The organism is Enterovibrio sp. FF113, from assembly GCF_041439165.1.
Taxonomy (GTDB): domain Bacteria; phylum Pseudomonadota; class Gammaproteobacteria; order Enterobacterales; family Vibrionaceae; genus Enterovibrio; species Enterovibrio norvegicus_A.
In genome coordinates this window covers 31,438-55,722 of record NZ_JBGONO010000028.1, presented here as the reverse complement: position 1 = coordinate 55,722, position 24,285 = coordinate 31,438, and the positions used below count along the sequence as shown (strand labels likewise).

The window sequence follows — 24,285 nt, the reverse complement described above, 5'->3', positions numbered from 1 at the left end:
ATGATTACTATGAAAAACATGACCAAATGGCGCCATGCAGGCAGCTTACTTTCCTGCGTATTTATGCTGATTTCCATTTTCTTTCTTTCAACCAAAGGCCTAAATTTCGGATTAGATTTCACCGGCGGCATGATAAGTGAAGTAAAAATCGATCAATCACTGACTGCAACAGAGATTCAATCCAAACTTGAAGCGGCACTGAAGCAACCTGTTTCTGTGGTTGCTGCAGGCGATCCCGGAGAGTGGGTACTGCGCTACGCCGCGCCCGAAACACTCAGCGATCAACCTGAAATCAAAACCCTACTCACGGGTTTTTCTAACCATGTTGAAATGATTAACGTGAGTTTAGTTGGCCCGCAGGTTGGTCAAGAGTTGGCTGAACAAGGTGGCTTGGCCGTTCTGATTACATTGCTCGTGATCCTCGGTTACTTGAGCATGCGCTTTGAATGGCGATTGGCATCTGGGGCACTGTTAGCTCTTGTCCACGATGTGGTTTTGCTACTAGGCTTCTTCTCCATCACGGGTATGGAGTTCAACCTCACCGTACTTGCTGCATTGCTGGCAGTTTTAGGTTATTCGCTCAATGACTCCATCATTATTTCGGACAGGATACGCGAACTACTAAAAGCCAACGTGACTCTGCCCATTGCTGAACTGAATAACCGCGCGATCGTATCCACACTGTCTCGCACCTTAATCACTTCGGGAACCACCTTGATTTCTGTCAGCTCTCTGTGGCTGCTTGGTGGTGAGCCTTTGTATGGTTTCTCAATCACCATGTTCATTGGTATCGTTGCGGGCACATGGTCAACCATGACTATCGCAACCATCATCCCTGAAATGACCAAGCTAAACCCGCAGCACTATATGCCTGCCGTTATCTCTGATGCGCCATAGGCCGTTCACTTAGCTAAATTTGCTCATTCATCAGGCCCGGCTCTCGGGCCTGATTTTTGTACCCGGCTGCTCTCTATCACTCTTTGAATTCATCTATTTAGATGTTTTTACAAAAATAAGATGAACCAAACTGCACTTGTCCTTTCGAACTCACTTCATAGTACGTTACATTCAGCACATAGCTGAACAAGCGACGAATATAAAATGTACGCGCAGTGAGCACTCACCTTTGCCTATTGAGTCGTACCAAGTGTCTTTATCGTAAACACATCAAACAGCGTTATTTAGCCAACCGTGTTGATGATTAGTTTTATTCTCAAGGAATCATTGATGCACCCAACAAAAATCATTAACCGACTTTCACTCATGCTAGTTAGCAGCCTTTGTCTCGCACTGCTCATTGCTACGCCAGCCAGATCAGAAAGCCCATCAACGGGCTGGCTAACTGACGCTAATCATCCCCCATTGACATCGCGTGTTGTGATAACAGGCGCTGCCGATCCCACTTCCAGCACGGTAAATGGTTTTTTAGAAATTCAGCTTGAGGGTGATTGGAAAACATATTGGCGAACGCCCGGTGAAGGCGGTGTCGCCCCGAGTCTCAATTGGCAAGCGTCAAAAAACATCAAAAACATTGAATGGCATTGGCCTGCACCGGAACGTTTTGATTTATTAGGTATTGATACGCTGGGCTACAAACATAATGTGGTGATCCCACTCACTTTTACCCTTGATGATTTCAACCAAACCACGCTTTTCAACGGCACGTTTACCCTTTCATCTTGCACAACGATATGCGTACTGACCGACTACCCAGCAAATTTGACCTTCACGCCTTCCGAGTTGGAAATCAATCCTGAAGCCCTACATCGCTATGCTCAAGGCATGAGCCAAGTACCACAGCCATCTCCTTTGATTGAGCACCTTTCAACCACATGGGATGAAGGCGCACAGCGGTTAGAAGTCATTGCGCAAAAAAAGATGGGATGGACATCGCCAGACGTGTTGATTGATGGTGAGTCACAGGCTGTTGCAGATGTTTTTTTCTCGGTTCCTCAAGTCGTCGTCAATGGCAATACGCTTCAGGCAACGTTTGATGCCAGCAGTTGGATGGGCAAACCGAACCTTAGTCATACCGCTCTCAATGTGACCTTTATTGATGAAAATTTCCTTGCAGAACAGAGTAGTGTCCCCAAAAGTGGCATGGTGACTGCGTCAACAACCTTGTCATTATCCTCCGCGATTCTTTTCGCGCTGCTCGGCGGGTTAATCCTTAACATCATGCCTTGTGTGTTGCCTGTATTAGGCATAAAACTCAGCGGTGTTGTTACCGCGCAAGGGTTAGAGAAAACGAAAATTAGACGCCAATTTATCGCGTCGGCATTAGGTATTTTATTTTCCTTTTGGCTGATCGCAGCGTTTCTTAGCGTACTGAAATTAACTGGGCACGCCTTTGGCTGGGGAGTTCAATTCCAAAGCCCCCTTTTTATTGGCTTGATGGTGACGATCACGGCGTTGTTTGCCGCCAACATGTTGGGTCTGTTTGAAATCCGCTTGCCGCCAAATGTAAACACATGGATGGCAAGCAAAGGCAACAATTCCTATGCAGGTCATTTCATTCAAGGGATGTTCGCCACACTTCTAGCAACCCCATGCTCCGCGCCATTTCTCGGTACTGCCGTTGCATTTGCACTAACCACCAACACCCTCATGCTTTTTGTGATTTTCACTGCATTGGCTATTGGGATGGCACTACCTTGGCTACTTGTTGCCCTATTCCCTTCTGTTGCCAAGCGGTTACCCAAACCCGGTCACTGGATGAAAGTGGTAAAAATAGTCTTTGGTTTCATGATGCTAGCAACTGCCACATGGCTGTTATCGCTACTAGCAAACCATTTATCATCGGGATGGGTTGTCTCGCTTGTCTTGTTAGGCGCCATGTTGTTGCTACGGCGAACGTCGTCTGTTTACGGCAAAAAAGTCGTCGCGATCATTGTTGCCATTGGGATCCTTTCCTCCGCTGTTTCCTTAGTAGCAGCAAGCTTGACGGCATCGCGCTGGGCAACGCCATTACCTGCTGATATTGCATGGGAAAGGTTATCTGAACCTCGAATCGCCAAAGAAGTGGCACAAGGAAAAACGGTTTTTATCGATGTCACTGCGGATTGGTGTATTACCTGTCAAGCCAACAAAATCGGTGTTCTACTGCAAGACCCTGTCTATAGTACCTTGGGCAGCGATGGCATGATCGCGATGCAAGGCAATTGGACAGTGGCCAGCCCATCTGTCACTCAGTATTTACAAAAATATGGCCGATTTGGCGTACCGTTTAACATTGTTTATGGACCCGGCGCACCGCAAGGAATACCACTACCCGTCATTTTATCTAGCGACGTGGTTTTAAACGCGATTGAATTAGCGAAAGGAAAGACGAATGAGTGATCCCTCTCAATCACCGTTGCCAGAAGATCCAAAAACAGAATTACAAATCAGCAAGACCAAAAGTAAGTGGCGTAATCCCGTCTGGTGGCTAAAAGAAATCGCAACAATCATCGTGCTATTTATCGTGATCACATTTGCGTTGGATTGGTGGCAAAGCCGAGATATGCCAAACGGCAATGTCCCACATACCATTTTGACAACCTTATCCGGTAACACCTTTGATCTTGCCACTGCCAGCAAAGATGAACCTGTGGTGTTGTATTTCTGGGCGACGTGGTGCCCTGCGTGCAAGTTTGTCACACCCACAGTAGATTGGCTGTCTGATTCTTACAAGGTTGTTCCTATTGCTATGACATCAGGCAGCCGTGAGCGTGTTGCTGGCTACCTACTCAGTCATGATATCTCTTTTGAAACGGTCAACGATGAGCAAGGTCGCTTAGGCCAAGCATGGGGGATCCGATCGACGCCTACGATTGTCATTGTGAAAGACGGGGAAATCACATCCATCACGACGGGGATTACCACACCGCCAGGTTTGTTAGCGCGCCTTTGGTTACCTTGACATCCACGCGCTAAAAACAATCGAAAGAAAGGGAAGCCATGCTTCCCTTTCTTTGTTAAAAATCTCTTTTCTGCTCAAGCACCTTCGCGTATTTCTCTGATTTATCCGCCTTCCCTATTTAGTGATTTGGCTTCCTTATCGCTTCACGTTTTTTCATGCCTTTGAAAATCTGCATTTTCTTTTTCGAGTGACCCTCCATTTGTGCAATACACCAATGGAACAGCGCCAAAAAAATGACAAAACCTCTAGTGCACAAACATAAAAATACTAAAAACAACCAACAACAAGAGGAAATAAGATGTCACGAACTCGACTTTTACCCTATGTCGCCGTTGCATCCGCGGTGTCATCAGTGATGGTTCCACAGATAGTATCTGCGCATGGATACATGGATTACCCGCCGGCACGTCAAGAAGTGTGTGCCCGTGATGGTGGCTATTGGGATTCAACAAGCGGCTCCACGATTCCCAATGCCGCGTGTCGCACTGCGTTTCAGGAATCTGGCTGGTATCCGTTTGTTCAAAAGCCTGAATTTGCCAAGCTCGTATCCAATTTCAACAGCCAAGGTGCAGTCGAAGCCGCTATTCCTGATGGTACATTGTGTGCAGCAGCTGACGCTAAAAAAGCCGGTATCGACATTCCCTCAGCGGAATGGCAAACCACCCCCATTGATCCAGCAGCTAACGGGAAACTCACCCTACTCTACCGCGCTTCCACACCACACAATCCGAGTTTTTGGAAAATCTACCTGTCAAACCCTGGCTACAGTCCAGCCGCAGATGCACTAGCATGGACAGATTTAGAACTCATTGCAGAGTTCGACAATGTTCCCGTCGTTGTTATAAACGATACAAAGTACTACCAAATGCAAGTCACGCTACCGACCGACCGCTCAGGCAACGCCGTATTGTATTCACGCTGGCAACGTGATGATGCAGCAGGTGAAGGTTTCTATAACTGTAGCGACATTAGCTTTGGTGGTGATGTAGTTGCACCGACGTGGTCCAGCATCGGCAGCTTCGTAAAATCGACGGACGACGCCTTAGCAGGAGATACCGTTTGGTTCCGTGTGTTTGACGGAAATGGCTCAGAAACGGTATTTGAAAAACTGTCGATTGATACAAGCAACGCGGCTGAGTCAGTATGGGCAGCGCAAATTGCCGAAGCTGTTAACGCGGCATCAGCCTCTGCACAAATTGGTAAGCAAGCCGAAGACGGGACGGTCAAATGGGATAGCGCAGATCTTTACGGAAACTTGGTTTACGTGAAAGACAAAAATGCGAGCTTCCAATTAGAAGTAAAGAAACCAGCCACCAATACCGCGCCGACCCTCAATGCGCCAAGCGCAGTCAATGTTGATAGCGAACAGCGAGTCAGCGTTTCGGTATCTGCCACTGATGCTGAAAATGACGCGATCTCATTCACAACTAGCACTGGTACGCTCACAAGTAATGGAAATACAGCCACCATTTCTTATCTAGCGCCAAAAACCACCACTGATATCATGGATCAAATCACAGTGATCGCTTCAGATGGAACAACCACCTCACAAGCTGTTATCACCATAAACGTAAAAGGCTCAGGCCCTATCGGGGATAGTGATTGGGCGTTAGCCAAGGTCTATGTGGCAGGAGACAGTGTTTTACACCTAGGTATCACCTACACAGCACAATGGTGGAACAAAGGCGAAGAGCCAGGCGCATCATCAGCCTGGATAGCAGAAAGCGGTGCAAGCCAAGATTGGAGCAAAAGCCTCGCTTATTCGGGCGGTGATCTCGTCACATTTAAAGGAAAAAGCTTTAAAGCCAAGTGGTGGACGAAAGGGGACTTACCATCCAATGGCGGCCCTTGGGCAGAAGTAAACTAATCTAAGTCAGACAAATCAAACTGTAGATAGCAAAACGCCCCAGATGTGTTGGGGCGTTTTTGTGTTTACACCTAGGTGTCAGGTTTAAGCGTGGGAATGAAACTGCTTAATTTTCTCGCGGTAACTGTCTAAACGCTGAGGCGTCATCATCGAGCGCTTATCATCGGTCACTAGCCCCCCAAGCTGATCAGCCACTTGTTGAGCCGTTTGCAGCATCAGCTTGAAGTTTTGCTCCGCTTCGCCATAACACGGTAGCGTCATAAACAACGTAATACCTGGCGTCGTAAACTGGTGAATCGTTGCCAACGGGAAACTACCCGGGTTAAACATATTGGCAGCACTGAACAGCACTTGGCCCGTTCCTGCGAGATCCGCATGGCGATGGTAAATCTCCATCTCACCAAAAATCATCCCATGTTGCTCAAGGCAATTGATCAGTTCTTCACCATTAAACTCTTGGTTAGTACCCGCCTGAACATTAAGTATTAGCACCTGCTGTTGGGGCGCTTCTGGCGATTCATCAATTGGCGCAGCAGCAGGCTCTTCATCCACAGCTTCAATCACGTCATCAGACTGCGGTCTTTCTTCTGCTTTTGACTCAACCTTTGTCGCTTCAACACTATGGTTGATATTGGCATCGTCTTCATCATCTGCATCAGATTGATAAAAGTCCACGGGCGACGACTTTTTCACAGGTTCAGTCATTTCTGCCGTCGAAGAGTCAGCCTCATCGGTGTCCGACGCTGAAAACGTCGGCAAGTCGATCTCGTGTTCTTTCTCAACACTAGAGCCCACATCAGAATGAGTAGCGAACAGAGGATCAACATCTGGTTTATCACCAAAACTCAAACCAGGCTCTTTACGATCAGCTTTTGGTTTCTCTTCATTGCCAGCTTTAATAACGCGGACGGAACCAATACCATCCTGATCAAATCCAGCATCAGCAGGATCGGTCAACTTGCCAATAGGCTTCTCACCGAACTTAGCAGGTTTTTCTTTTCTACTGGTCCATAGTCCATGCAACAACAATGCTGCAATAGCTACAGCTCCCAAAATGATTAAAACAAGGCGCAATTCCTGCATCATTTAATCTCAGCATCTATCCAATTAACGACGAATGGCGTACCTATCTAACACCTTGGTACAACCTTTGGCAATGTCGCACATACATTTTGCTGACTACTGTACCAAAAAGCGTATGAAAGTTAACGTCCATACCGTGAGAACACTAAAAAAGTCACTGTTCTTTCGAGCTTTTGACAGTCAGCTCACCCAAAAATTCATCTCATTCGTAAATTGCCAATCTCATCGTGAAACCGTTAACATTGAGCGAGCAAAATCGAGGAGAGACTATGACACCTAACCAATTAGCTAAACAACCCGCTTCTGGCGCGAGTTATTTTCTGCGCGGCTTTTCGCTGGCATTTACGCCAGGTATCCGTCGCTTCGTTGTTATTCCGTTGATAGTAAATCTGCTACTAATGGGTGCACTGATTGGCGTTGTATTGTCACAACTGAGCGACTGGATCAATGGCTGGCTGGCATTCCTACCTGACATGTTGAACTGGCTGTCTTATTTACTATGGCCGCTACTTGCCATCGCCATCCTTGTCATCTGCTCCTACTTTTTTAGCACGGTCGCCAACTGGATTGCTGCGCCATTTAATGGGTTACTCGCGGAGCATTTAGAAGCAAAACTCACCGGAAAACGTCCACCCGATGACGGTATTGCCGACATTATTAAAGATCTTCCTCGCGTATTTAAACGCGAATGGCAGAAGCTTTGGTACTACCTACCAAAAGCACTCGGTTTACTTTTGCTGATGTGGATCCCTGTCATCGGTCAAACATTGGGTCCTGTGCTGTGGTTTTTGTTTAGCGCATGGATGATGGGCATACAGTATTGTGACTACCCGTTCGATAATCACCGTGTTTCTTTCCACAACATGAAGGCCACATTACGCGAACAAAAAGGCGCAACAATGAGCTTTGGCGCATTAGTGATGGTGTTTACCATGACGCCCATTCTGAATTTGTTTGTCATGCCCGCCGCCGTTTGTGGTGCAACCGCCATGTGGGTGGATAAGTACCGCAATAATCTCGCCCGCTACTAAACCGTTGCTTTACAAGCGCTGTTGCCGGAGAGCGGAATGCATGACGGCAACAGAAGCTTTCGCTATTGCTCACGCTAAATTTGAGAACTTCATCTGAAACCAAATCGATAACAATAAGATATAACTAACGATTCCTTTGCAATTTTCGAAAGAAAGTTATTCTCTTAGTCGTACTCCCTTACAAACCGAAGGAACGAAGAAGATGGGTAAGATTTACGAAGACAATACAACCACCATTGGCAACACCCCTCTTGTGCGCCTAAACCGCGTATCGAATGGAAAAGTGTTGGTGAAAATTGAAGCGCGTAACCCTAGCTTCAGCGTGAAATGCCGTATCGGTGCCAACATGATTTGGGATGCAGAAAAAACCGGCAAACTAAAACCTGGCGTTGAATTGGTTGAACCAACCAGTGGTAACACAGGTATCGCGCTGGCATACGTTGCTGCAGCTCGCGGTTACAAGCTAACCTTAACCATGCCTGAGTCAATGAGCCTTGAGCGTCGTAAGCTTCTTAAAGCTCTGGGTGCAAACCTTGTTTTGACCGAAGCTGCAAAAGGCATGAAGGGCGCAATTGCAAAAGCAGAAGAAATCGTTGCATCAGACCCAAGTAAATATCTGTTGCTACAACAGTTCAACAACCCAGCAAACCCAGAAATCCACGAGAAAACCACAGGTCCAGAAATCTGGGAAGATACTGATGGCGAAATCGATGTGTTTGTTGCAGGTGTAGGTACGGGTGGAACACTGACCGGTGTTAGCCGTTACATCAAAAACACCAAAGGCAAAGCGATTACTACCGTTGCCGTCGAGCCAGCAGAATCACCCGTCATTACTCAAACCGTTAACGGTGACGATGTGCAACCGGCCCCGCACAAGATTCAAGGTATCGGCGCGGGTTTCGTGCCAGGCAACTTGGATTTGTCGCTGGTAGACAAAACCGTACTGGTGACTTCTGAAGAATCGATTGAAATGGCGCGTCGCTTGATGGAAGAAGAAGGCATTCTGGCTGGTATTTCATCAGGTGCTGCTGTTGTGGCTGCTAACAAAATTGCCGCATTGCCTGAATTTGCCGACAAAACCATCGTTACCATTCTCCCAAGTTCTGGTGAGCGTTATCTAAGTACTGCACTGTTTGCAGGCATCTTTACTGACCTAGAAAACCAACAGTAACAGGCTTTCTCAGCTCAGATACAATCGCATGATTGACAACAAAAAAGCCCTGTTTGGGCTTTTTTATTTGATTTTTCCAGTCTGCTCTAGTAAAAATTCCCCGCCCTTTATTTTCCAGCTCGAAATTAATCCCCGCCTCGATGATGAGCCATATGTCGATTTGGAGGAAAATGTCACAAAAAATTGACTTGGATTAAGCTAGGGCACTCAAATCTTGGTTAGTTTAACGTCCATCGATAGCCAAAACTGGTCATTCAGTTTAAGCTATCCACAGATTTAATACATAAACCTAAATAAATAATGTATCGGGGTAAAACATGTATCAAAAGCAAGTAGAAATCACTGCTGAAAACGGTCTGCACACTCGTCCTGCTGCTCAGTTTGTTAAAGAAGCAAAAAGCTTTGAAGCAAAAATCACTGTGGAATCTAGTGGTAAAGAAGCTAGTGCGACTAGCCTGTTCAAACTGCAAACTCTGGGTCTGACCAAGGGTACTGTGGTTACTATCAAAGCTGAAGGTGCACAAGCTCAAGAAGCAGTTGATCACCTAGTTAAGCTGATGGACGAGCTGGAATAATCCGGCTCTTTTTCTATCCATTAGTTATTTCCATTGATCAAATGTAGGGTAAGGCTATGATTTCAGGTATCCTGGCATCTCCTGGTATTGCTTTTGGCAAAGCGCTGCTACTTCAAGAAGATGACATCGTCATCAACAAAAATCCGCTTCCAGCTAACCAGCTAGACGCGCAAGTCGAGCGCCTATTCGAAGCGCGCGAAAAAACCAAACAGCAACTCGAAGTGATTAAAGAAAAAGCTCGCGTAACTTTCGGTGAAGAGAAAGAAGCGATCTTTGAAGGTCACATCATGCTGCTTGAAGATGAAGAGCTAGAAGAAGAAATCATAGCTTTCATTAAAGACAACAAAGCATCTGTTGAATACGCGATTTACAGCGTTATCGAAGAACAAGCAACAACGCTTGAATCTCTGGATGACGAATACCTAAAAGAACGTGCTACTGACGTCCGTGACATTGGCTCACGTTTCATCAAGAACGCACTAGGTATCAACATCGTGTCTTTGAGCGCTATCAATGAAGAAGTGATTCTGGTTGCTAACGACCTAACTCCTTCTGAAACTGCGCAAATCAATCTCGACTACGTTCTAGGTTTCATTACCGACATCGGCGGCCGTACTTCACACACCTCTATCATGGCGCGTTCTTTGGAACTGCCTGCGATCGTTGGCACCAACGACATCACTAAGCGTGTGAACAATGGCGATATGCTGGTACTTGATGCAATCAACAACAAGATTGTCATCAACCCTAGCGAAGAAGAGCTGAACAAATTCAAAGCGATCCGTGATGAATTTATTGCTGAGAAAGAAGAACTGGCAAAACTGAAAGATTTGCCAGCAATTACTCTTGATGGTCATCAGGTAGAAGTTTGCGGCAACATCGGTACTGTTAAAGACTGTGACGGCATCAACCGTAACGGCGGTGAAGGTGTTGGTCTATACCGTACCGAATTCCTGTTCATGGATCGTGACGCACTGCCTACTGAAGAAGAGCAGTACAAAGCGTACAAAGATGTTGCATTGGCAATGCAAGGTCACCCAATCATTATCCGTACTATGGATATTGGTGGTGACAAAGATCTGCCATACATGGATCTGCCAAAAGAAATGAACCCATTCCTGGGTTGGCGTGCAATTCGCATCAGTCTTGATCGTCGTGACATTCTACGCGATCAACTGCGTGCAATTTTGCGTGCTTCTGCCCACGGTAAACTTCGTGTGATGTTCCCAATGATCATCTCAGTAGAAGAAATCCGTGAGCTGAAAAAAGCCATCGAGGAATACAAAACAGAACTACGTGCTGAAGGCCTAGCGTTTGACGAGAACATCGAAATCGGTGTAATGGTTGAAACGCCAGCGGCTGCCGCGATTGCTCACCACCTAGCAAAAGAAGTCGAATTCTTTAGCATTGGTACAAACGACTTAACCCAGTATACTCTTGCGGTTGACCGTGGTAATGAGATGATCTCGCACCTATACAACCCACTGTCTCCAGCAGTGCTGACCGTTATCAAGCAAGTCATTGACGCTTCTCACAAAGAAGGGAAATGGACTGGCATGTGTGGTGAGCTTGCAGGTGACGAGCGTGCAACTCTGCTGCTGATGGGTATGGGTCTGGATGAATTCAGCATGAGTGGTATTTCCATTCCACGCATCAAGAAAATTATCCGCAATGCTAACTTTGCTGATGTTAAAGCGATGGCAGAAGAAGCACTGGCGATGCCTACCGCAGATGAAATCACTGCGCATGTAGATAAATTCATTGCTGAGAAAACTGTCTGCTAGAATACGGCAGCAAAGTATTGATAACGCTTAGGAGCATACACTATGGGTCTGTTTGACAAACTGAAGAAGCTGGTTTCTGACGACAGCAGCGATGCTGGTGTCATTGAAATCATCGCACCACTTTCTGGTGAAATCGTAAACATCGAAGATGTGCCAGATGTTGTTTTCGCTGAGAAAATCGTTGGTGACGGTATCGCAATCAAACCAACTGGCGACAAAATGGTTGCACCAGTTAACGGTACCATTGGTAAGATTTTCGAAACCAACCACGCTTTCTCTATCGAATCTGAAGACGGCATCGAGATGTTCGTTCACTTCGGTATCGACACTGTTGAGCTGAAAGGTGAAGGCTTCAAGCGTATCGCTGAAGAAGGCCAAGAAGTTAAAGCGGGTGACACGATCATCGAATTCGATCTGGCTATGCTAGAAGAAAAAGCGAAATCGACCCTGACTCCTGTTGTTATTTCTAACATGGACGAGATCAAAGAGCTGAACAAGCTTTCTGGTTCTGTTGTTGTTGGTCAAACTCCAGTACTGCGCATTAAGAAGTAATATTCTTTGTGTGTAAGAAAAAGCGCAGCCCTTGGGCTGCGCTTTTTTATTTCTGTTACATTCTGCCTTTTTCTATCAATAGGTTCCCGCCAATTGATAAACCGTCAATCCCGCTTCTAGCTGATCAGCTGTGGCATTGCCAATGTACTCGACAGTGACCGGAGAACAAGGCATTAAGGTGAAACTGGCATCGCTAAACCGCCCTTCCCCGCTAAACTCTGGATGCACAAAGAATGCTGGTACACTGCTCGACAAGGTAACGACAATTCGCCCATCGGCATGCGTTTTCACTTCTGTACAGATATCTGACTTGCGCAATGGTAGACGTTTGTACGCATCATCAAACCAAACATTGGTTGCGGTTTTCCCCTCACAATCCATCACAACGTAGAAAAAACCCTGATGCTTGCGCTCATTGATAATATCCAGATCACAATGCCAAACCAGCTGGTTATCATCTTCTGACAGTTTGGTCTCAAATGGCCAAGTATCAATCACTTCGCCATGCCAGTCATACCATGTAACTTGCCCTGTAGCCGCTACACGTCGGTGTTCATCATTGATGAAACGTAAACTTAACGTATTCTCTTCTTCAACAAACACTGCAAGCTGCGGTGCAAAAAAGCGTTTTGCATGGTAGTGAAGTTGCTTCCATCGACCATTGTATTCAATACTCGACCATGAGCTCACCGGCCAACAATCGTTGAGTTGCCAGTACAATATGCCGCGGCACAAAGGTTTATTTGCACGCCAATATTCACTGGCAGTTTTGATTGCCAGTGCCTGTTGAACTTGACTGAGATACAGCATTTGCGCGAAGTCTTTCGGGAATCGGAAATAGCGGGTAAACATCTCGGTGATGATGCTGTTTCCTCGCCCATTTTTTTGATGTTGTTCAAAGGTTGGGGAGGTGACGTTCCACTCATCTTCCGCCGCAAAGGTCTTTACCGTAGGTAATGACGGCCATGACTGGTAACCAAACTCACTGCAAAAACGCGGTTTCACTTTTTGGTAAGCATCAAACGACTTACCGGAATGCCAAACATCCCAAAAATGCATGTCGCCTTTGTTATCGTCATGCCATGCGTCGCCAAAGTCGAGTTCACCATTACACGGTGAGCTCGCCCAAAAACGACGCGTTGGATCTTCTCGCTCTACCACTTCCTGCAATACGCGGTTTAAACGATCATAATTCACCACGTATTTTTCTCGATTCTCACGAGATTCGGGATACCAGCCAATCGCACCGATAACTTCATTGTCACCACACCATAATGCCAACGAGGGGTGATCGCTGAGACGCCTGACTTGCTCTTGTACTTCCTGTGAAACGTCTTTTAGAAACGCTGGCGTTGACGGATATAGCGCGCAAGCAAACATCAAATCTTGCCATACCAGTAAACCGAGTTCATCACAGAGGCGATAGAACACACCACGTTCATACATACCACCGCCCCAGACACGGATCATGTTCATGTTCGCGGCTTTCGCATCTTCCAGTAATTGGCGGTAGCGCTCCGGTGTTTGTTTGCCGGGCATAGCATCAAGCGGTATCCAGTTTGCGCCCTTTGCCATAATAGGTTTGCCATTAACAACAAATGTCATCGCTGAGCCGGCATCATCTTCTTGCGTATCGAGGTGTAACTCCCTCAAACCAAGTCGCTTTTCAACACGCTGTCCGTCGACGATTACTGTGAGTGAATACAGCGGCTGCTCACCGTAACCTGCGGGCCACCAGCGATCAGGTTGAGAAATCATAAAGCGGCATTCAAGCTTGTCGCTATCAAGCGCGATCGCGTGACTGATCCGCTCACCGTTCGGTGTTTCCAACACACACTCAGCGATAGCATCAGAATCAGGCGTCAATCGCTCTGAGGCGAGCGTAACAATCACTTCGCAGCTTCCGTCACTGTGCCATTGCTGTGAGGTTCTCACGCTGTTTAAGCGCACATTAGAGATGGGCTGTAAGCGAATGCTCTCATACACCCCGCTTGCCATGAGGCAAATTCCCCAATCCCATCCGCTGTGGCATTGCATTTTTCGCAGCGTATTCATGTGCGGGATTTGGTTGTTGCCTTCAGCCCATGGTACTGGAAACGGCAAGCGCTCGGCTCTGGCTTTGGCTTCTAGGTCGGCGCGTTTTAGCGTAATGCGAAGTGTGTTGATACCAGCATTCAAAAATGGGCGTACATTGCAGCGATAGTTTCGGAACATATTGCTACAAAGCATCACCACTTCATCGTTGAGGGTGATGGTTGCCACGGTATCGACCATGCTGAGGATCAAATCGACTTCTTTTGATTCGAGCAGTGTACTTTCGACCTCAAACTGCTTTTCAAGCAGCCAGTCGTGCTCGCCAACCCATTGTATGTCGGTCTCATTGCAACCGAGATAAGGATCGGGGATCACGCCTGCCCCTAATAAGGCGCTATGAACATCGCCCGGCATCTTAATAGGCACTGAAATGGAAAGGTCTGACAGCGATGAAAGCGTCCATTCACCATCGAGTGTTATTTGCGACATGGCATCTCTCCTATTGCAAAAATAGAGAGTGCGTAGGGTTCTTTTTGATTGGTATTGCTAGCGTTATTGGATAACACGCGCATTCAGCGACTCCGTCAATGTGTATCATCTGTCGGAGAGAAAAACACAGAAAAACCGTGCCGTCGAGCGAGTTTGGATAGAAGAAGAAAGCCAAATTTCAAAACCGAAATCTGGGTCAAAAATTAGTAATTACAGAGCATTACTCTCATCACATTCTGACAAACTAAAAAGCACCGACTTGCGGTGCTTTACAATTCACTCATGTGACAAGTGCTGATTAAATCATTGAACTAAATGATATTACCCATCTCAGCCATTGAAGGCGCATAAAAGTAAGCCCCTGTCACTGCAGTGGTAAAACGCAGCATCATGTCTGTTTTTCCATCGCGCTCACCGAACATGCTTTCTAGCATCGTCTTGTGGACATGCTGAGTATGGCAATACGCCAAAAAGAGCAAACCATGATCGCCCGACACTGAGCCATAAGGCAGGCTGTGTCGCACCATTTTTAGCCCTTTGCCATCTTCTTTAATATCAACACGGCCAACGTGTGATGTTGCAGGCACATCTTCCAGCTCAATCGAATCGGGTTTGGTGCGGCCAATGATTTTCTCTTGCTTAGCTACAGACATTGGCTCCCATGCATTCAAATCATGCACATAACGTTGCATCATCACCACACTGCCACCAGCACAGTCGCCGTCAGCAATAATCGCCACATCACGACGTGCGTCATCACCGTCAGGGTTTTCAGTGCCATCTATGAACCCAGTCATGTCGCGCGAATCGAGGTAACGATAGCCGTAGGTTTCGTCCACAACGCTCACGTCAGACGAGATGTCAGAAAGAAACTTACGCAGTAGGAAGAAATTCAAATCGTGACGGGTAGAGTGCGCGTGCAGCAGGATATCGCAATCGGTAGCAGGCGCTTGAGTATCACCCTGACCTAGAGCGCGAAAATCAACGAAGTCTTCAGGAGTAACAATGCCATTTTCTTGGCAAAAAGCCGCTGAAAACGACAGTGCCGCTTTCAGGTTAGCACCGGGTTGGTTCGCGTTAATCTCGTCAACCAGCGAGTGGATTACGCGACATTTGTTCAGTACCGCTGATGTTGAGCCTGTGACTTTCAACACAGTGTAAATTGCAAACGGCCCAGCATCGGCCACGATTGCTGGCTGTGAAACCGCCATTGTTACCTCCAGATAAATACAGATCGATCAGCTTGTTATGTCTGATAGAAAGAAAAGTCTAAGCATACTGCCAACATTGTACTCAGACTTTGTCTCAGATCTGTAAAGATATCCAAGAGATGATTAAACCGACGTAATTTCCACCTGAAGTGATGCAGATTCGTCCAAAAATTCGTTAATTAAATTGACCGATGCCGGTGTATTTAGCCCTGCACATATGGTCGGTGCCATAATGGTTCGCCATTCGCCATCTGGACATTGCTCTTGAACGACCAATGATATCTTCACTTCATCTGCCGTTACCTCTAACAATTGAGCGGTGCCGACAAGAGATCGGCCCGAGGTGTCGTTATCAAATATAACTGTCTCTTCACCGGGAATGAGTGACACCGAGGTCTGGGCGCGGTGCTGTTTGCCTGCGCGATCCATTTCAAAATTCACATCAACTTGCCAATCCGCCATCGCCAATGGACTCAGCATGGCGCTAAACAGGACAAGTCCTTTCTTCCACTCGTTCATTTTTCTTCTCTTAAGATTGGCGCTTTGAATAAAAACTGAGTGCGGCGACTTTTAAAAAGGTAAATAACCAGCCAAAGCGCAATCAGTAAGGTCACGGCACTGCTCCAATGGAAACGCCAATGCAACATCATCAAGTGCTTGATTTGCAGTATCAAGTCAGCAAAAAACGCCGTGATTAAAAAGGCTTTACCCCAAAACCATATCCGATCAAAAAACGCCGGATAGCGGTGAAGGTTGCCAGCTAGCAGCATCAACACCACTGCGGGAAATCCAACACCTAAGCCTATATAAAGGGCATCGTGGCTTGGGTAGAACAAGGCAAGGAGATCTTGTCCCTGCTCTCTGCTTACACCTGCAATCACAAACACCAGCCAAGCTCTTGCTAAAAAGACGCAGCTCAACCAGAAAAGGAGGTTTGGCTTTGCATTGCCGTGCTTATCGAAATAATCAGGTGATTGGTACAAGTGCGTATTCATCTATATCTATCATTGTCAGGGGCTGAGAGTAATAAAACATTGTTCACAACCCATAGCCGAAATGTCTCAGTATTCGATGCCGGCGCAAAGCCCAAGCACGAATAATTGCGGAGTAGCTCAGTAAATTTCGCAACGAGATTCTAGTGAGTTCACACTTATCCTCACCATGCGCTACCCCAATGTTACCGCCGTTCCGCTCACGCTTACCATCAACATGCCACCGTTTGGCCCTACTACTTCACAATCGAGATCGATACCGACAACGGCATTCCCGCCAGCTTCCACTGATCGCTCCCGTCATTCTTCAAACGCAATTTCCCGCGCTTTTGCTGACTCGCGCTCATACGCGGCAGAACGGCCAACAACAACGCCATGATAGTGGGTAATGTCTCGTCCTTGTACTGCCGGTGTCGTGGTTATGATCATTTTCTATTCTCCCTATTTGGATTACGGGAACTTTGACACATTTACCGCTTTTAGGTTTCGTGACAATTCCTTATCAACGGTATAATTGCACCAAACGCACTGATCGCGAAAGAATGATAAACCATGACAAACCCAACACCTTCGCCTGAAACCCAAAACGAAGCGATGCAAATCGCCAAAGCCACCCAGAAATCGAATCAAACAAAAGAACAAACTAAGCGGGTTGCACAAGGCATCGAGAAAGGTATCGCGCTTTATAAGAAGCAGCAAAAAGTAAAAGCCCGTGAACGCGACAAAGACAGGAAAAAACAACTGCGACACAAAGAACATCATACCAGCCAGGGTGACCTCGATGTGACAGAGTCATCAACGCCTGAGTCTACGTCAGGCCGTAATAGTCTACCATGGGTGTTACTGGTGTTAAGTTGGGTGGGGTTTGCTGCCTACCTATTGATGGTGCAATAGAAAAACTGGGAGTAAACAATGAACAAATCACTTATCGCATTATTAAGTGGCGCTGCGTTGCTGGTCATGCAAGGGTGCGCACAAGGAGATGGAACAGTGAATGACAAATCAAGAACGCCATGTGGCGACAAGCCAAATTGCGTATCAAGTATCGATCCCCGTGAAGAATATGCTGTCGCTCCGTTTGTTCTGGTCTCAGATGAGGTATCAATGCCACGCCTGGTCGACGCAGTTCTGACTTTGCCTGGCGCACGAGTCGGTACCCAAGAACCGGGTTATGCGCGTATTGAATTTGTCAGCAGTATCATGCGATTCGTCGATGATGTTGAATTAAGAATTGACGGTGAAAACCTGATCGTTCGCTCAGAATCTCGTGTGGGTTATTCCGATTTTGGCGTTAACCGCAAACGCGTGGAAGCGCTTCGTACCTTGTTGCAAGAAAAAGGATTCATCCAATAAATGAACGTGATCGCGCTGCGTCGCCATTGTGAGGCGTTGGTCGGAGTCCGCCATGACGTGAAATGGGGCGGCGTCGATGTTTACAGCGTGCATCAAACCAAAATGGTATGCATCTTTTATGATGGCAACAAAATGGCGTGCAAAGTCCCTGACGACTTATTTTTGATGATGGCCGAAATTCCGGGATGTCGTCCAGCACCGCATTTAGCGAGAGTCGGGTGGATTGAGTTTGGCCTTGAGTGCACTCTGCCCAATGCGGAGATAGAGAGTATCATTACCCGATCGTGGGATTTGGTGGTTGATAAATTACCAAAATACGTTCAAAAGGCGTTACGGCAAAACGACAGCCATCACGGTTAAAACATAAAAAACGCAGTCTGTTCACTGCGTTTCTCTTTTAGCCTGCGAGGGTGCCAACAATATCTCTTTTACGGTTTTCTACCCATTCGCGCTTGAAGGGACCCCAATCAGTCAGACGATAGTAGCCATCGTTATGACGACGTCCGTCTTGAATAAATGCCAACTCGATACCTAAACCAGCTAACGACTTAATCACGTCTTGAATGGTACGACGCGGCCAACCGGTCGCTTCTATCAAACGCGGAACGTTCGGGCGTTCCATTTCTTCTACCAAGAAAGCGAGATACAGTCTTCTTGCAAAAACCGGATTCAGTTCCATTGAGACCTCCTAATATGACTTTCCCCATTATTCAATGAATAGCATTTGACGTATTGCGCTTGATCAATATGAATGCGCATTCACGGGGACGCACTCGTCACTTAGAGAACTCCGACCCGTTCTCCTTCGTTCCGCTCAACAGAAAACAGAAACTGCCACCCGCAAAGGGGCAAACCACCAATAGTTATCGACTCACAAAATTACACCACTATCGTTTGTACTCCCTGAGTGCTCATACCACCTTGAGTGACCGATCCCTGCTCTCCGCACCAAGCGCCTTGAATGGCATTGATCAGGTTCTCTACTCTTGGGTCATCAATGCGGTAGAAAACTGACTGAGAAGATTTACGCGTCGCCACGAGTCCCGCTTGGCGTAACACGGTTAGGTGCTGAGAGAATGCTGACTGGCTCAATGCACTGTTTTGCAATAAGTGGGAAACATTACGCTCCCCTTCGCGCAATTGGCAAAGCACCATCAGCCGTTCAGGATGCGATAAAATACGCAGCACTTTTGCCGCTTCCGTTGCTTCATCTAAAAATTCTTGCGCCATATTTTCTTTCTCACTCAAAACGTCACTACATTAGATTTAACTAAAGTTAACTATATTAGTCAAACCTAATGTAGCACTTTCGATATTGCTGTTTTAACGAAAGGATTGTTTCTGAATCGATAACTGAGAGTGCCTTGCTTTCAAAACGTTGGAATGTCAATCTACGGCAAAAGACGACAAGTAAGAGGAAGCCGTCAATGACCACCATGGTTTACGGGATAAAAAATTGTGACACCATCAAGAAAGCGTTGAAGTGGCTCGAGGCGGAAGATAAAGCTTTCACCTTTCACGACTACCGTAAAGATGGCATCGACCAAGACATGCTGAAACAGTTTGTCGAAGTGCTAGGTTGGGAAGCGATGTTGAACAAACGTGGCACCACTTTCCGTGCCTTGTCTGAAGAGCAGAAAAGCAACCTCGACGAGACCAATGCCGTTGCACTGATGTTGGTGCATCCTGCGATGATCAAACGCCCACTTCTGGCGCACAATGGCAATTACTACCTTGGCTTTAAGCCCGACGAATACACCACCATTTTTAGCGAATAATCGAAAGTAAGGACACTTCTACTCATGACAGACAGCGCTGTATTGTCTTTGGCCAAGGATTTAATCGGCCGCCCCTCCGTTACCCCCATCGATGAAGGTTGTCAGGAGCTGATGATTCAGCGTCTTGAAGCACTCGGTTTCACCATTGAACGCCTCGTGTTTGAAGACACCACCAACCTATGGGCACGCCGTGGCACCGCATCGCCGCTGTTTGCGTTTGCAGGCCACACAGATGTCGTACCCGCGGGTCCTTTAGAGCAATGGCACACGCCTCCTTTTGAACCGACTTTGATTGATGGCTACCTACATGGTCGCGGCGCAGCGGACATGAAAGGCTCACTGGCCGCCATGGTCGTTGCTGTGGAGCGTTTTATTGCTGATAACCCTGATCACACTGGCTCGATTGCTTTTCTGATCACGTCAGATGAAGAAGGCCCGTTTATCAACGGCACCACCCGCGTGGTTGATACATTAATGGCGCGCAATGAAATTATCGACATGTGCATAGTGGGTGAGCCATCAAGCACACACGCCGTTGGTGATGTGGTAAAAAATGGCCGTCGTGGCTCTATTACAGGCGATGTCACCATTAAAGGGATTCAGGGCCACGTTGCTTACCCGCAGCTGGCACGAAACCCTATCCATCAGGCACTACCTGCACTCACAGAGCTTGCGGCTATTCAGTGGGACGAAGGCAATGAATACTTTCCGCCCACCAGTTTTCAGATCCCAAACCTGTCATCAGGTACTGGCGCAAGCAATGTGATCCCAGGTGACTTCAAGGTGCAGTTTAACCTGAGGTTCAGCACAGAATTAACCGCTGATGATATCAAAGCGCGTGTTCATTCCGTGTTGGATGCGCACGGCTTAGACTACGATCTAGCTTGGACCTTTAGCGGTCATCCCTTTTTGACAGACACGGGCTCTTTGCTTGTTGCAGTTGTCGATGCGGTTGATGAAGTTAACCATCAAAAACCCCAGCTTTTGACCACTGGCGGCACATCTGATGGTCGATTTATTGCACAAATGGGCACACAAGTGATTGAACTTGGCCCCGTCAATGCCACCATTCACAAAGTGAACGAGTGCGTAAAAGTGGCGGATCTTGAGAAGCTGACCGATATGTACCAAAAAGTGCTGGAGAAACTTTTCGCCAAATGAGTTGGACCATTTCGTCTCTGACAGGCCAAACACGCGATCATCTGGTAGAGCTGGATGATCGCTTGCTGCACCGCGACATTGTGGATGATTTTGTTCGCCTACAAGAAAGCGCAAAAGCCGCCGGCTTTGAACTTGTCATTGCCAGCAGCTTTCGCGATTTTGATCGTCAGAAACTGATTTGGAACAGCAAATTTTCAGGTGATCGCCCGATCTTGGATGATAACGGTAATACTCTTGAACCAAGCACGCTGACCGATGATGAAAAAGTGCAGGCCATTTTACGCTGGTCTGCGCTACCCGGTGCTAGCCGTCATCATTGGGGCACAGACATGGATATCTATGCGGCAAACTTGCTACCAGAAGGCGTGAGCATTCAGCTTGAACCTTGGGAGTATCTATCCGGTCATCAAGCTCCTTTTTTTGCATGGCTGGAAGCAAACCTAGCCAGCTTTGGCTTTTTCTTTCCCTATCGTGAAGACAGAGGCGGCGTTGCCTTTGAGCCATGGCATATCAGCCATCAGGTCGTCACCTCTGGATTGCTCGACTCGTTAACGGAAGAGGTTTTACGGGACATTATCGCAACGTCTGACATCGGTGGGCGTGACGCTATCCTTTTGTCACTCAAAGGGATATATTCAAAGTACATTGCCAATGTGTGCGAGGCCTGACATGGACATTCTCACTAACCCCTACTTCATCATTTTTATCGTGGTCGCGGTGGTGGTCAGCAATATCATGGCGTTAAAGTACACCGCAAAATCCAAATTTGGTATGCGACAGAAAGACAAGATAAAAGACGTCATGGTTGGCAAAGAACAGCAAAAGAAAAGCGCTCCAACTGACGACGATAACCATGATCGTGATAACAAGTCTTCACCCTGATGATCACGTTCAATGAGGCGACCTAAGGTCGCCTTTTCACTCTCATTTGTTCATCCCCACTCTACGTACATTCCGCACATGGATTTTTTAGGCAAACGTTTGCTTTTTCACTAACAGCACAAAAGAGTTCTGGTATGATGCCAACAAATGGGTGATGTGAGCTCTCTCATCACTTTGTGTTTTGCCGTATAACCCTAGATAGGAATGTCTCAATGAGCCTTGCGGATCAAGTTCTCGCCGTTAACGACGATCTTCCCATTCGTACCCACCAGCCTGTTCACAGCGGAAAAGTACGTTCAGTTTACTGGCTGACTGAAGAAGACAGTCAGCGTCTTATCAAAGAGAAAGGCTACGATGTCGCCCCTGATGCGCCGCTCGCGATCATGGTGATCAGCGACCGTATCTCAGCATTCGATTGCATTTGGCAAGGTGAAGGTGGTTTAAAAGGCGTGCCAGGCAAAGGCGCAGCACTCAATGCGATTTCCAATCATTGGTTCAAGCTGTTTAAAGAAAATGGTTTAGCAGACAGCCATATTCTCGATATTCCCCATCCTTTTGTCTGGATCGTGCAAAAAGCCAAACCCATTAAAGTGGAAGCCATTTGCCGTCAATACATCACGGGCTCTATGTGGCGTGCGTATGAAAAAGGCGAACGTGAATTTTGCGGTATCGCATTGCCAGAAGGCTTGGCAAGAGACAAGAAACTGCCTGAGCTTTTGATCACGCCATCGACCAAAGGAATTCTAAAAGGGATTCCGGGCGTGCCAGAGGCCGATGACGTGAATATCACCCGCAAAAACATTGAAAACAATATCGCCGCGTTTAATTTCTCATCCGTGGATGATATAGCCCGCTATGAGACGTTGCTGAAAGAAGGCTTTGGCGTGATCAGCAAGGCGCTGGAAGAAGTGGGGCAAACGTTTGTCGATACCAAGTTTGAATTTGGTTACGTCACCGATGCTACAGGTCAGGAGAAGCTGATCTATATGGACGAAGTAGGCACGCCTGATTCATCACGCATCTGGGACACGGCAGAATACAACGCTGGCAAGATTGTTGAAAACTCAAAAGAAGGGTTTCGACAGTTCTTGCTCAAGTACTTCCCTGACCCAGACATTCTGTTGAATAAAAACCGTATGCCTGAGCGTGAAGCATTGGCTCGCGACAACATCTTGCCTGAAGAAGCCTTGATGGATATTTCTCGCACCTATATTGGTATTGCTGAGAAAATCGTCGGTCATCCGATCCATTTAAGTGAAAATCCTAAGCAAGAAATTGTTGCTATCTTGAAAGCGGATTACGGTTTGGTTGATTGAACTTACGCCGAGTGACCTAACAAAAAAAGAGAGGACGCCAAGGCGTCCTCTCTTTTCATATCAGTAATCAGTAAGCAAACTAGTTACGATTCAAACGCTCAACAGCTGCAACCAGTGCCGGGTTAAGGCTTGCCAGTTGCTCTTCTGGCACAGGTTTACCTGCACTGTCTGTCACATTAATTGACGTACGGTTGCCCAAATCACCGAGCAGAATACTGTAATTCTTACGCTCTAACTGAAGCGGTTGAACACCCAAATCTTGCCAGAACTCATCATCCTGATCTTTAAGCGCCACATTCAAGGTACCCTGAGATCGGTTACGATCTTCAATGGTAAAGCCAAGTTCATTGAGAATATTCGGCAAACGCTCCCAGAACACATCGTATGGAGCACGTGCGATGATAACAGGCAGACCACTGCGGTCTTTACCTAAGCTGATCGGAATATTCTTCACCAGCTCCTGTGCTTTCAAACGGGCTTCTTCACGCAAGTCGTTGTCATAACGCGCAGTGATCAAGTTAGTCATTTGAACGTTGTAACGCTCGCGGGAAGCCAAACGCAGATTCTCCGCTTCGCCGTTCCGTTTCCATTCCACCATTTCGATGCGGAAACCGTAACGAGCACGCTCTTCAATTGGCGTGAGGATATAGCGACTTTCGATCACTTCCTCATCATCTTCAATGGTCCACACAATCCAATCGGTTTCGATGCTGTCCGCAGATGCAGAGCGAACCGGAATTTGGGTTAACGAAGCCATTTCTTCAATCGTTTGCCACAAGCGCTGTGCTTGCTCAGCGCGCGGCATCCAAACGGTGACACCTTCAGCATCTTGTTCGTAACGTGCGCCAGGGATCAACTCTAGAATTTGCTGAGGTGGTCGAATATCAATATCACGCCCAATTGGGCCATCGAATTCACGCTCTGGAATACGATAAGCGCCAGAAAACTCTGGTTGCTGATCTGGCAATGTTTCCCACTGAGACAATGCAGATGTATCGAGATACTCGAAATCATCCGACGCTTGGCGTCGTTTATCGGCACTTGAACAAGCCGCCAATGAGGCGACCAGTACTACACTCAAGCCGAGTTTAAAAACAGGTTTCAT

At 47.0% G+C, this 24,285-nt stretch carries 25 protein-coding genes and 1 pseudogene; 17 read left to right on the top strand and 9 right to left on the bottom strand.

Annotation, left to right across the window (positions count from 1 at the left end):
• The 4 genes from secF to ACED36_RS19220 all read left to right on the top strand — a co-directional run bounded on the left by secF (position 1) and on the right by ACED36_RS19220 (position 5,768).
• Positions 1-897 (top strand): protein translocase subunit SecF, encoded by an 897-nt coding sequence (gene secF / locus ACED36_RS19235; RefSeq protein ID WP_371733703.1) that lies wholly within the window; start codon positions 1-3, stop codon positions 895-897.
• A 330-nt stretch (positions 898-1,227) separates the two neighbouring features.
• On the top strand, positions 1,228-3,339 hold the full coding sequence (locus tag ACED36_RS19230; RefSeq protein ID WP_371733702.1) for a protein-disulfide reductase DsbD family protein: 2,112 nt from the start codon (positions 1,228-1,230) through the stop codon (positions 3,337-3,339).
• On the top strand, positions 3,332-3,901 hold the full coding sequence (locus ACED36_RS19225) for a protein disulfide oxidoreductase (RefSeq protein WP_016960084.1): 570 nt from the start codon (positions 3,332-3,334) through the stop codon (positions 3,899-3,901). Before ACED36_RS19230 ends, ACED36_RS19225 begins: the two co-directional genes overlap by 8 nt.
• 298 nt (positions 3,902-4,199) lie before the next feature.
• Positions 4,200-5,768 carry a lytic polysaccharide monooxygenase gene (locus tag ACED36_RS19220; RefSeq protein WP_016960083.1) on the top strand — a complete coding sequence of 523 codons (1,569 nt, stop codon included), beginning with the start codon at positions 4,200-4,202 and terminating at the stop codon, positions 5,766-5,768.
• An 84-nt stretch (positions 5,769-5,852) separates the two neighbouring features.
• Here the strand turns inward: ACED36_RS19220 and zipA are convergent, their stop codons facing one another.
• Positions 5,853-6,854: a cell division protein ZipA gene (zipA, locus tag ACED36_RS19215; RefSeq protein WP_371733701.1), complete on the bottom strand. Its 1,002-nt coding sequence runs from the start codon at positions 6,852-6,854 to the stop codon at positions 5,853-5,855.
• Between the two features lie 266 nt (positions 6,855-7,120).
• Between zipA and cysZ the strand changes: the two genes are divergently transcribed.
• From cysZ to crr, 5 genes are all read left to right on the top strand, one after another.
• On the top strand, positions 7,121-7,882 hold the full coding sequence (gene cysZ / locus ACED36_RS19210) for a sulfate transporter CysZ (protein WP_016960081.1): 762 nt from the start codon (positions 7,121-7,123) through the stop codon (positions 7,880-7,882).
• Positions 7,883-8,084: 202 nt separating this feature from the next.
• Entirely contained in the window at positions 8,085-9,053 is a 969-nt protein-coding gene (gene cysK, locus ACED36_RS19205) for a cysteine synthase A (RefSeq protein ID WP_016960080.1), read from the top strand.
• Positions 9,054-9,370: 317 nt separating this feature from the next.
• Complete coding sequence (locus tag ACED36_RS19200; protein ID WP_016960079.1) at positions 9,371-9,628, top strand: HPr family phosphocarrier protein; 258 nt, start codon at positions 9,371-9,373, stop codon at positions 9,626-9,628.
• A gap of 56 nt (positions 9,629-9,684) precedes the next feature.
• Positions 9,685-11,412 carry a phosphoenolpyruvate-protein phosphotransferase PtsI gene (ptsI, locus tag ACED36_RS19195; RefSeq protein ID WP_371733700.1) on the top strand — a complete coding sequence of 576 codons (1,728 nt, stop codon included), beginning with the start codon at positions 9,685-9,687 and terminating at the stop codon, positions 11,410-11,412.
• Positions 11,413-11,454: 42 nt separating this feature from the next.
• Positions 11,455-11,964, top strand: coding sequence for a PTS glucose transporter subunit IIA (crr, locus tag ACED36_RS19190; RefSeq protein ID WP_016960077.1), 510 nt, complete (start codon positions 11,455-11,457; stop codon positions 11,962-11,964).
• A 75-nt stretch (positions 11,965-12,039) separates the two neighbouring features.
• Here crr and ACED36_RS19185 read toward each other — a convergent pair whose 3' ends face one another.
• From ACED36_RS19185 to ACED36_RS19165, 5 genes and pseudogenes are all read right to left on the bottom strand, one after another.
• Positions 12,040-14,487, bottom strand: coding sequence for a glycoside hydrolase family 2 protein (locus tag ACED36_RS19185; protein WP_371733699.1), 2,448 nt, complete (start codon positions 14,485-14,487; stop codon positions 12,040-12,042).
• A gap of 311 nt (positions 14,488-14,798) precedes the next feature.
• On the bottom strand, positions 14,799-15,698 hold the full coding sequence (locus ACED36_RS19180) for a Dyp-type peroxidase (protein ID WP_016960075.1): 900 nt from the start codon (positions 15,696-15,698) through the stop codon (positions 14,799-14,801).
• A 123-nt stretch (positions 15,699-15,821) separates the two neighbouring features.
• On the bottom strand, positions 15,822-16,217 hold the full coding sequence (locus ACED36_RS19175; RefSeq protein ID WP_016960074.1) for a hypothetical protein: 396 nt from the start codon (positions 16,215-16,217) through the stop codon (positions 15,822-15,824).
• Positions 16,214-16,693, bottom strand: a complete 480-nt coding sequence (locus ACED36_RS19170) for a DUF2919 domain-containing protein (RefSeq protein ID WP_017004436.1) — start codon at positions 16,691-16,693, stop codon at positions 16,214-16,216. Before ACED36_RS19170 ends, ACED36_RS19175 begins: the two co-directional genes overlap by 4 nt.
• 171 nt (positions 16,694-16,864) lie before the next feature.
• A pseudogene (locus ACED36_RS19165) lies at positions 16,865-17,119 on the bottom strand (heavy metal-binding domain-containing protein).
• A gap of 123 nt (positions 17,120-17,242) precedes the next feature.
• Between ACED36_RS19165 and ACED36_RS19160 the strand changes: the two are divergent.
• The 3 genes from ACED36_RS19160 to ACED36_RS19150 are packed head-to-tail and all read left to right on the top strand — an operon-like array spanning position 17,243 to position 18,403.
• The gene (locus tag ACED36_RS19160) at positions 17,243-17,584 is read left to right on the top strand and encodes a DUF2956 domain-containing protein (protein ID WP_016960071.1); all 342 of its coding nucleotides are present in this window, start codon (positions 17,243-17,245) and stop codon (positions 17,582-17,584) included.
• 18 nt (positions 17,585-17,602) lie between these two features.
• Positions 17,603-18,043, top strand: coding sequence for a DUF1499 domain-containing protein (locus ACED36_RS19155; RefSeq protein WP_016960070.1), 441 nt, complete (start codon positions 17,603-17,605; stop codon positions 18,041-18,043).
• Positions 18,044-18,403 carry an MmcQ/YjbR family DNA-binding protein gene (locus tag ACED36_RS19150; RefSeq protein ID WP_016960069.1) on the top strand — a complete coding sequence of 120 codons (360 nt, stop codon included), beginning with the start codon at positions 18,044-18,046 and terminating at the stop codon, positions 18,401-18,403.
• A 37-nt stretch (positions 18,404-18,440) separates the two neighbouring features.
• Here the strand turns inward: ACED36_RS19150 and ACED36_RS19145 are convergent, their stop codons facing one another.
• On the bottom strand, positions 18,441-18,722 hold the full coding sequence (locus tag ACED36_RS19145) for a helix-turn-helix domain-containing protein (RefSeq protein ID WP_016960068.1): 282 nt from the start codon (positions 18,720-18,722) through the stop codon (positions 18,441-18,443).
• Positions 18,723-18,922: 200 nt separating this feature from the next.
• Positions 18,923-19,273 (bottom strand): helix-turn-helix transcriptional regulator, encoded by a 351-nt coding sequence (locus tag ACED36_RS19140; RefSeq protein WP_016960067.1) that lies wholly within the window; start codon positions 19,271-19,273, stop codon positions 18,923-18,925.
• A gap of 197 nt (positions 19,274-19,470) precedes the next feature.
• Here ACED36_RS19140 and ACED36_RS19135 point away from each other — a divergent pair, with 197 nt between their 5' ends.
• The 5 genes from ACED36_RS19135 (at position 19,471) to ACED36_RS19115 (ending at position 23,180) form a co-directional block, all read left to right on the top strand.
• The gene (locus ACED36_RS19135) at positions 19,471-19,821 is read left to right on the top strand and encodes an ArsC family reductase (protein WP_016960066.1); all 351 of its coding nucleotides are present in this window, start codon (positions 19,471-19,473) and stop codon (positions 19,819-19,821) included.
• A 24-nt stretch (positions 19,822-19,845) separates the two neighbouring features.
• The gene (gene dapE, locus ACED36_RS19130; RefSeq protein ID WP_016960065.1) at positions 19,846-20,982 is read left to right on the top strand and encodes a succinyl-diaminopimelate desuccinylase; all 1,137 of its coding nucleotides are present in this window, start codon (positions 19,846-19,848) and stop codon (positions 20,980-20,982) included.
• The gene (locus tag ACED36_RS19125) at positions 20,979-21,650 is read left to right on the top strand and encodes a M15 family metallopeptidase (RefSeq protein WP_016960064.1); all 672 of its coding nucleotides are present in this window, start codon (positions 20,979-20,981) and stop codon (positions 21,648-21,650) included. Before dapE ends, ACED36_RS19125 begins: the two co-directional genes overlap by 4 nt.
• Before the next feature lies 1 nt (position 21,651).
• Complete coding sequence (locus ACED36_RS19120) at positions 21,652-21,864, top strand: DUF2897 family protein (protein WP_016960063.1); 213 nt, start codon at positions 21,652-21,654, stop codon at positions 21,862-21,864.
• A 212-nt stretch (positions 21,865-22,076) separates the two neighbouring features.
• Positions 22,077-23,180 carry a phosphoribosylaminoimidazolesuccinocarboxamide synthase gene (locus ACED36_RS19115; protein ID WP_016960062.1) on the top strand — a complete coding sequence of 368 codons (1,104 nt, stop codon included), beginning with the start codon at positions 22,077-22,079 and terminating at the stop codon, positions 23,178-23,180.
• A 79-nt stretch (positions 23,181-23,259) separates the two neighbouring features.
• Here ACED36_RS19115 and bamC read toward each other — a convergent pair whose 3' ends face one another.
• On the bottom strand, positions 23,260-24,285 hold the full coding sequence (gene bamC / locus ACED36_RS19110; protein WP_016960061.1) for an outer membrane protein assembly factor BamC: 1,026 nt from the start codon (positions 24,283-24,285) through the stop codon (positions 23,260-23,262).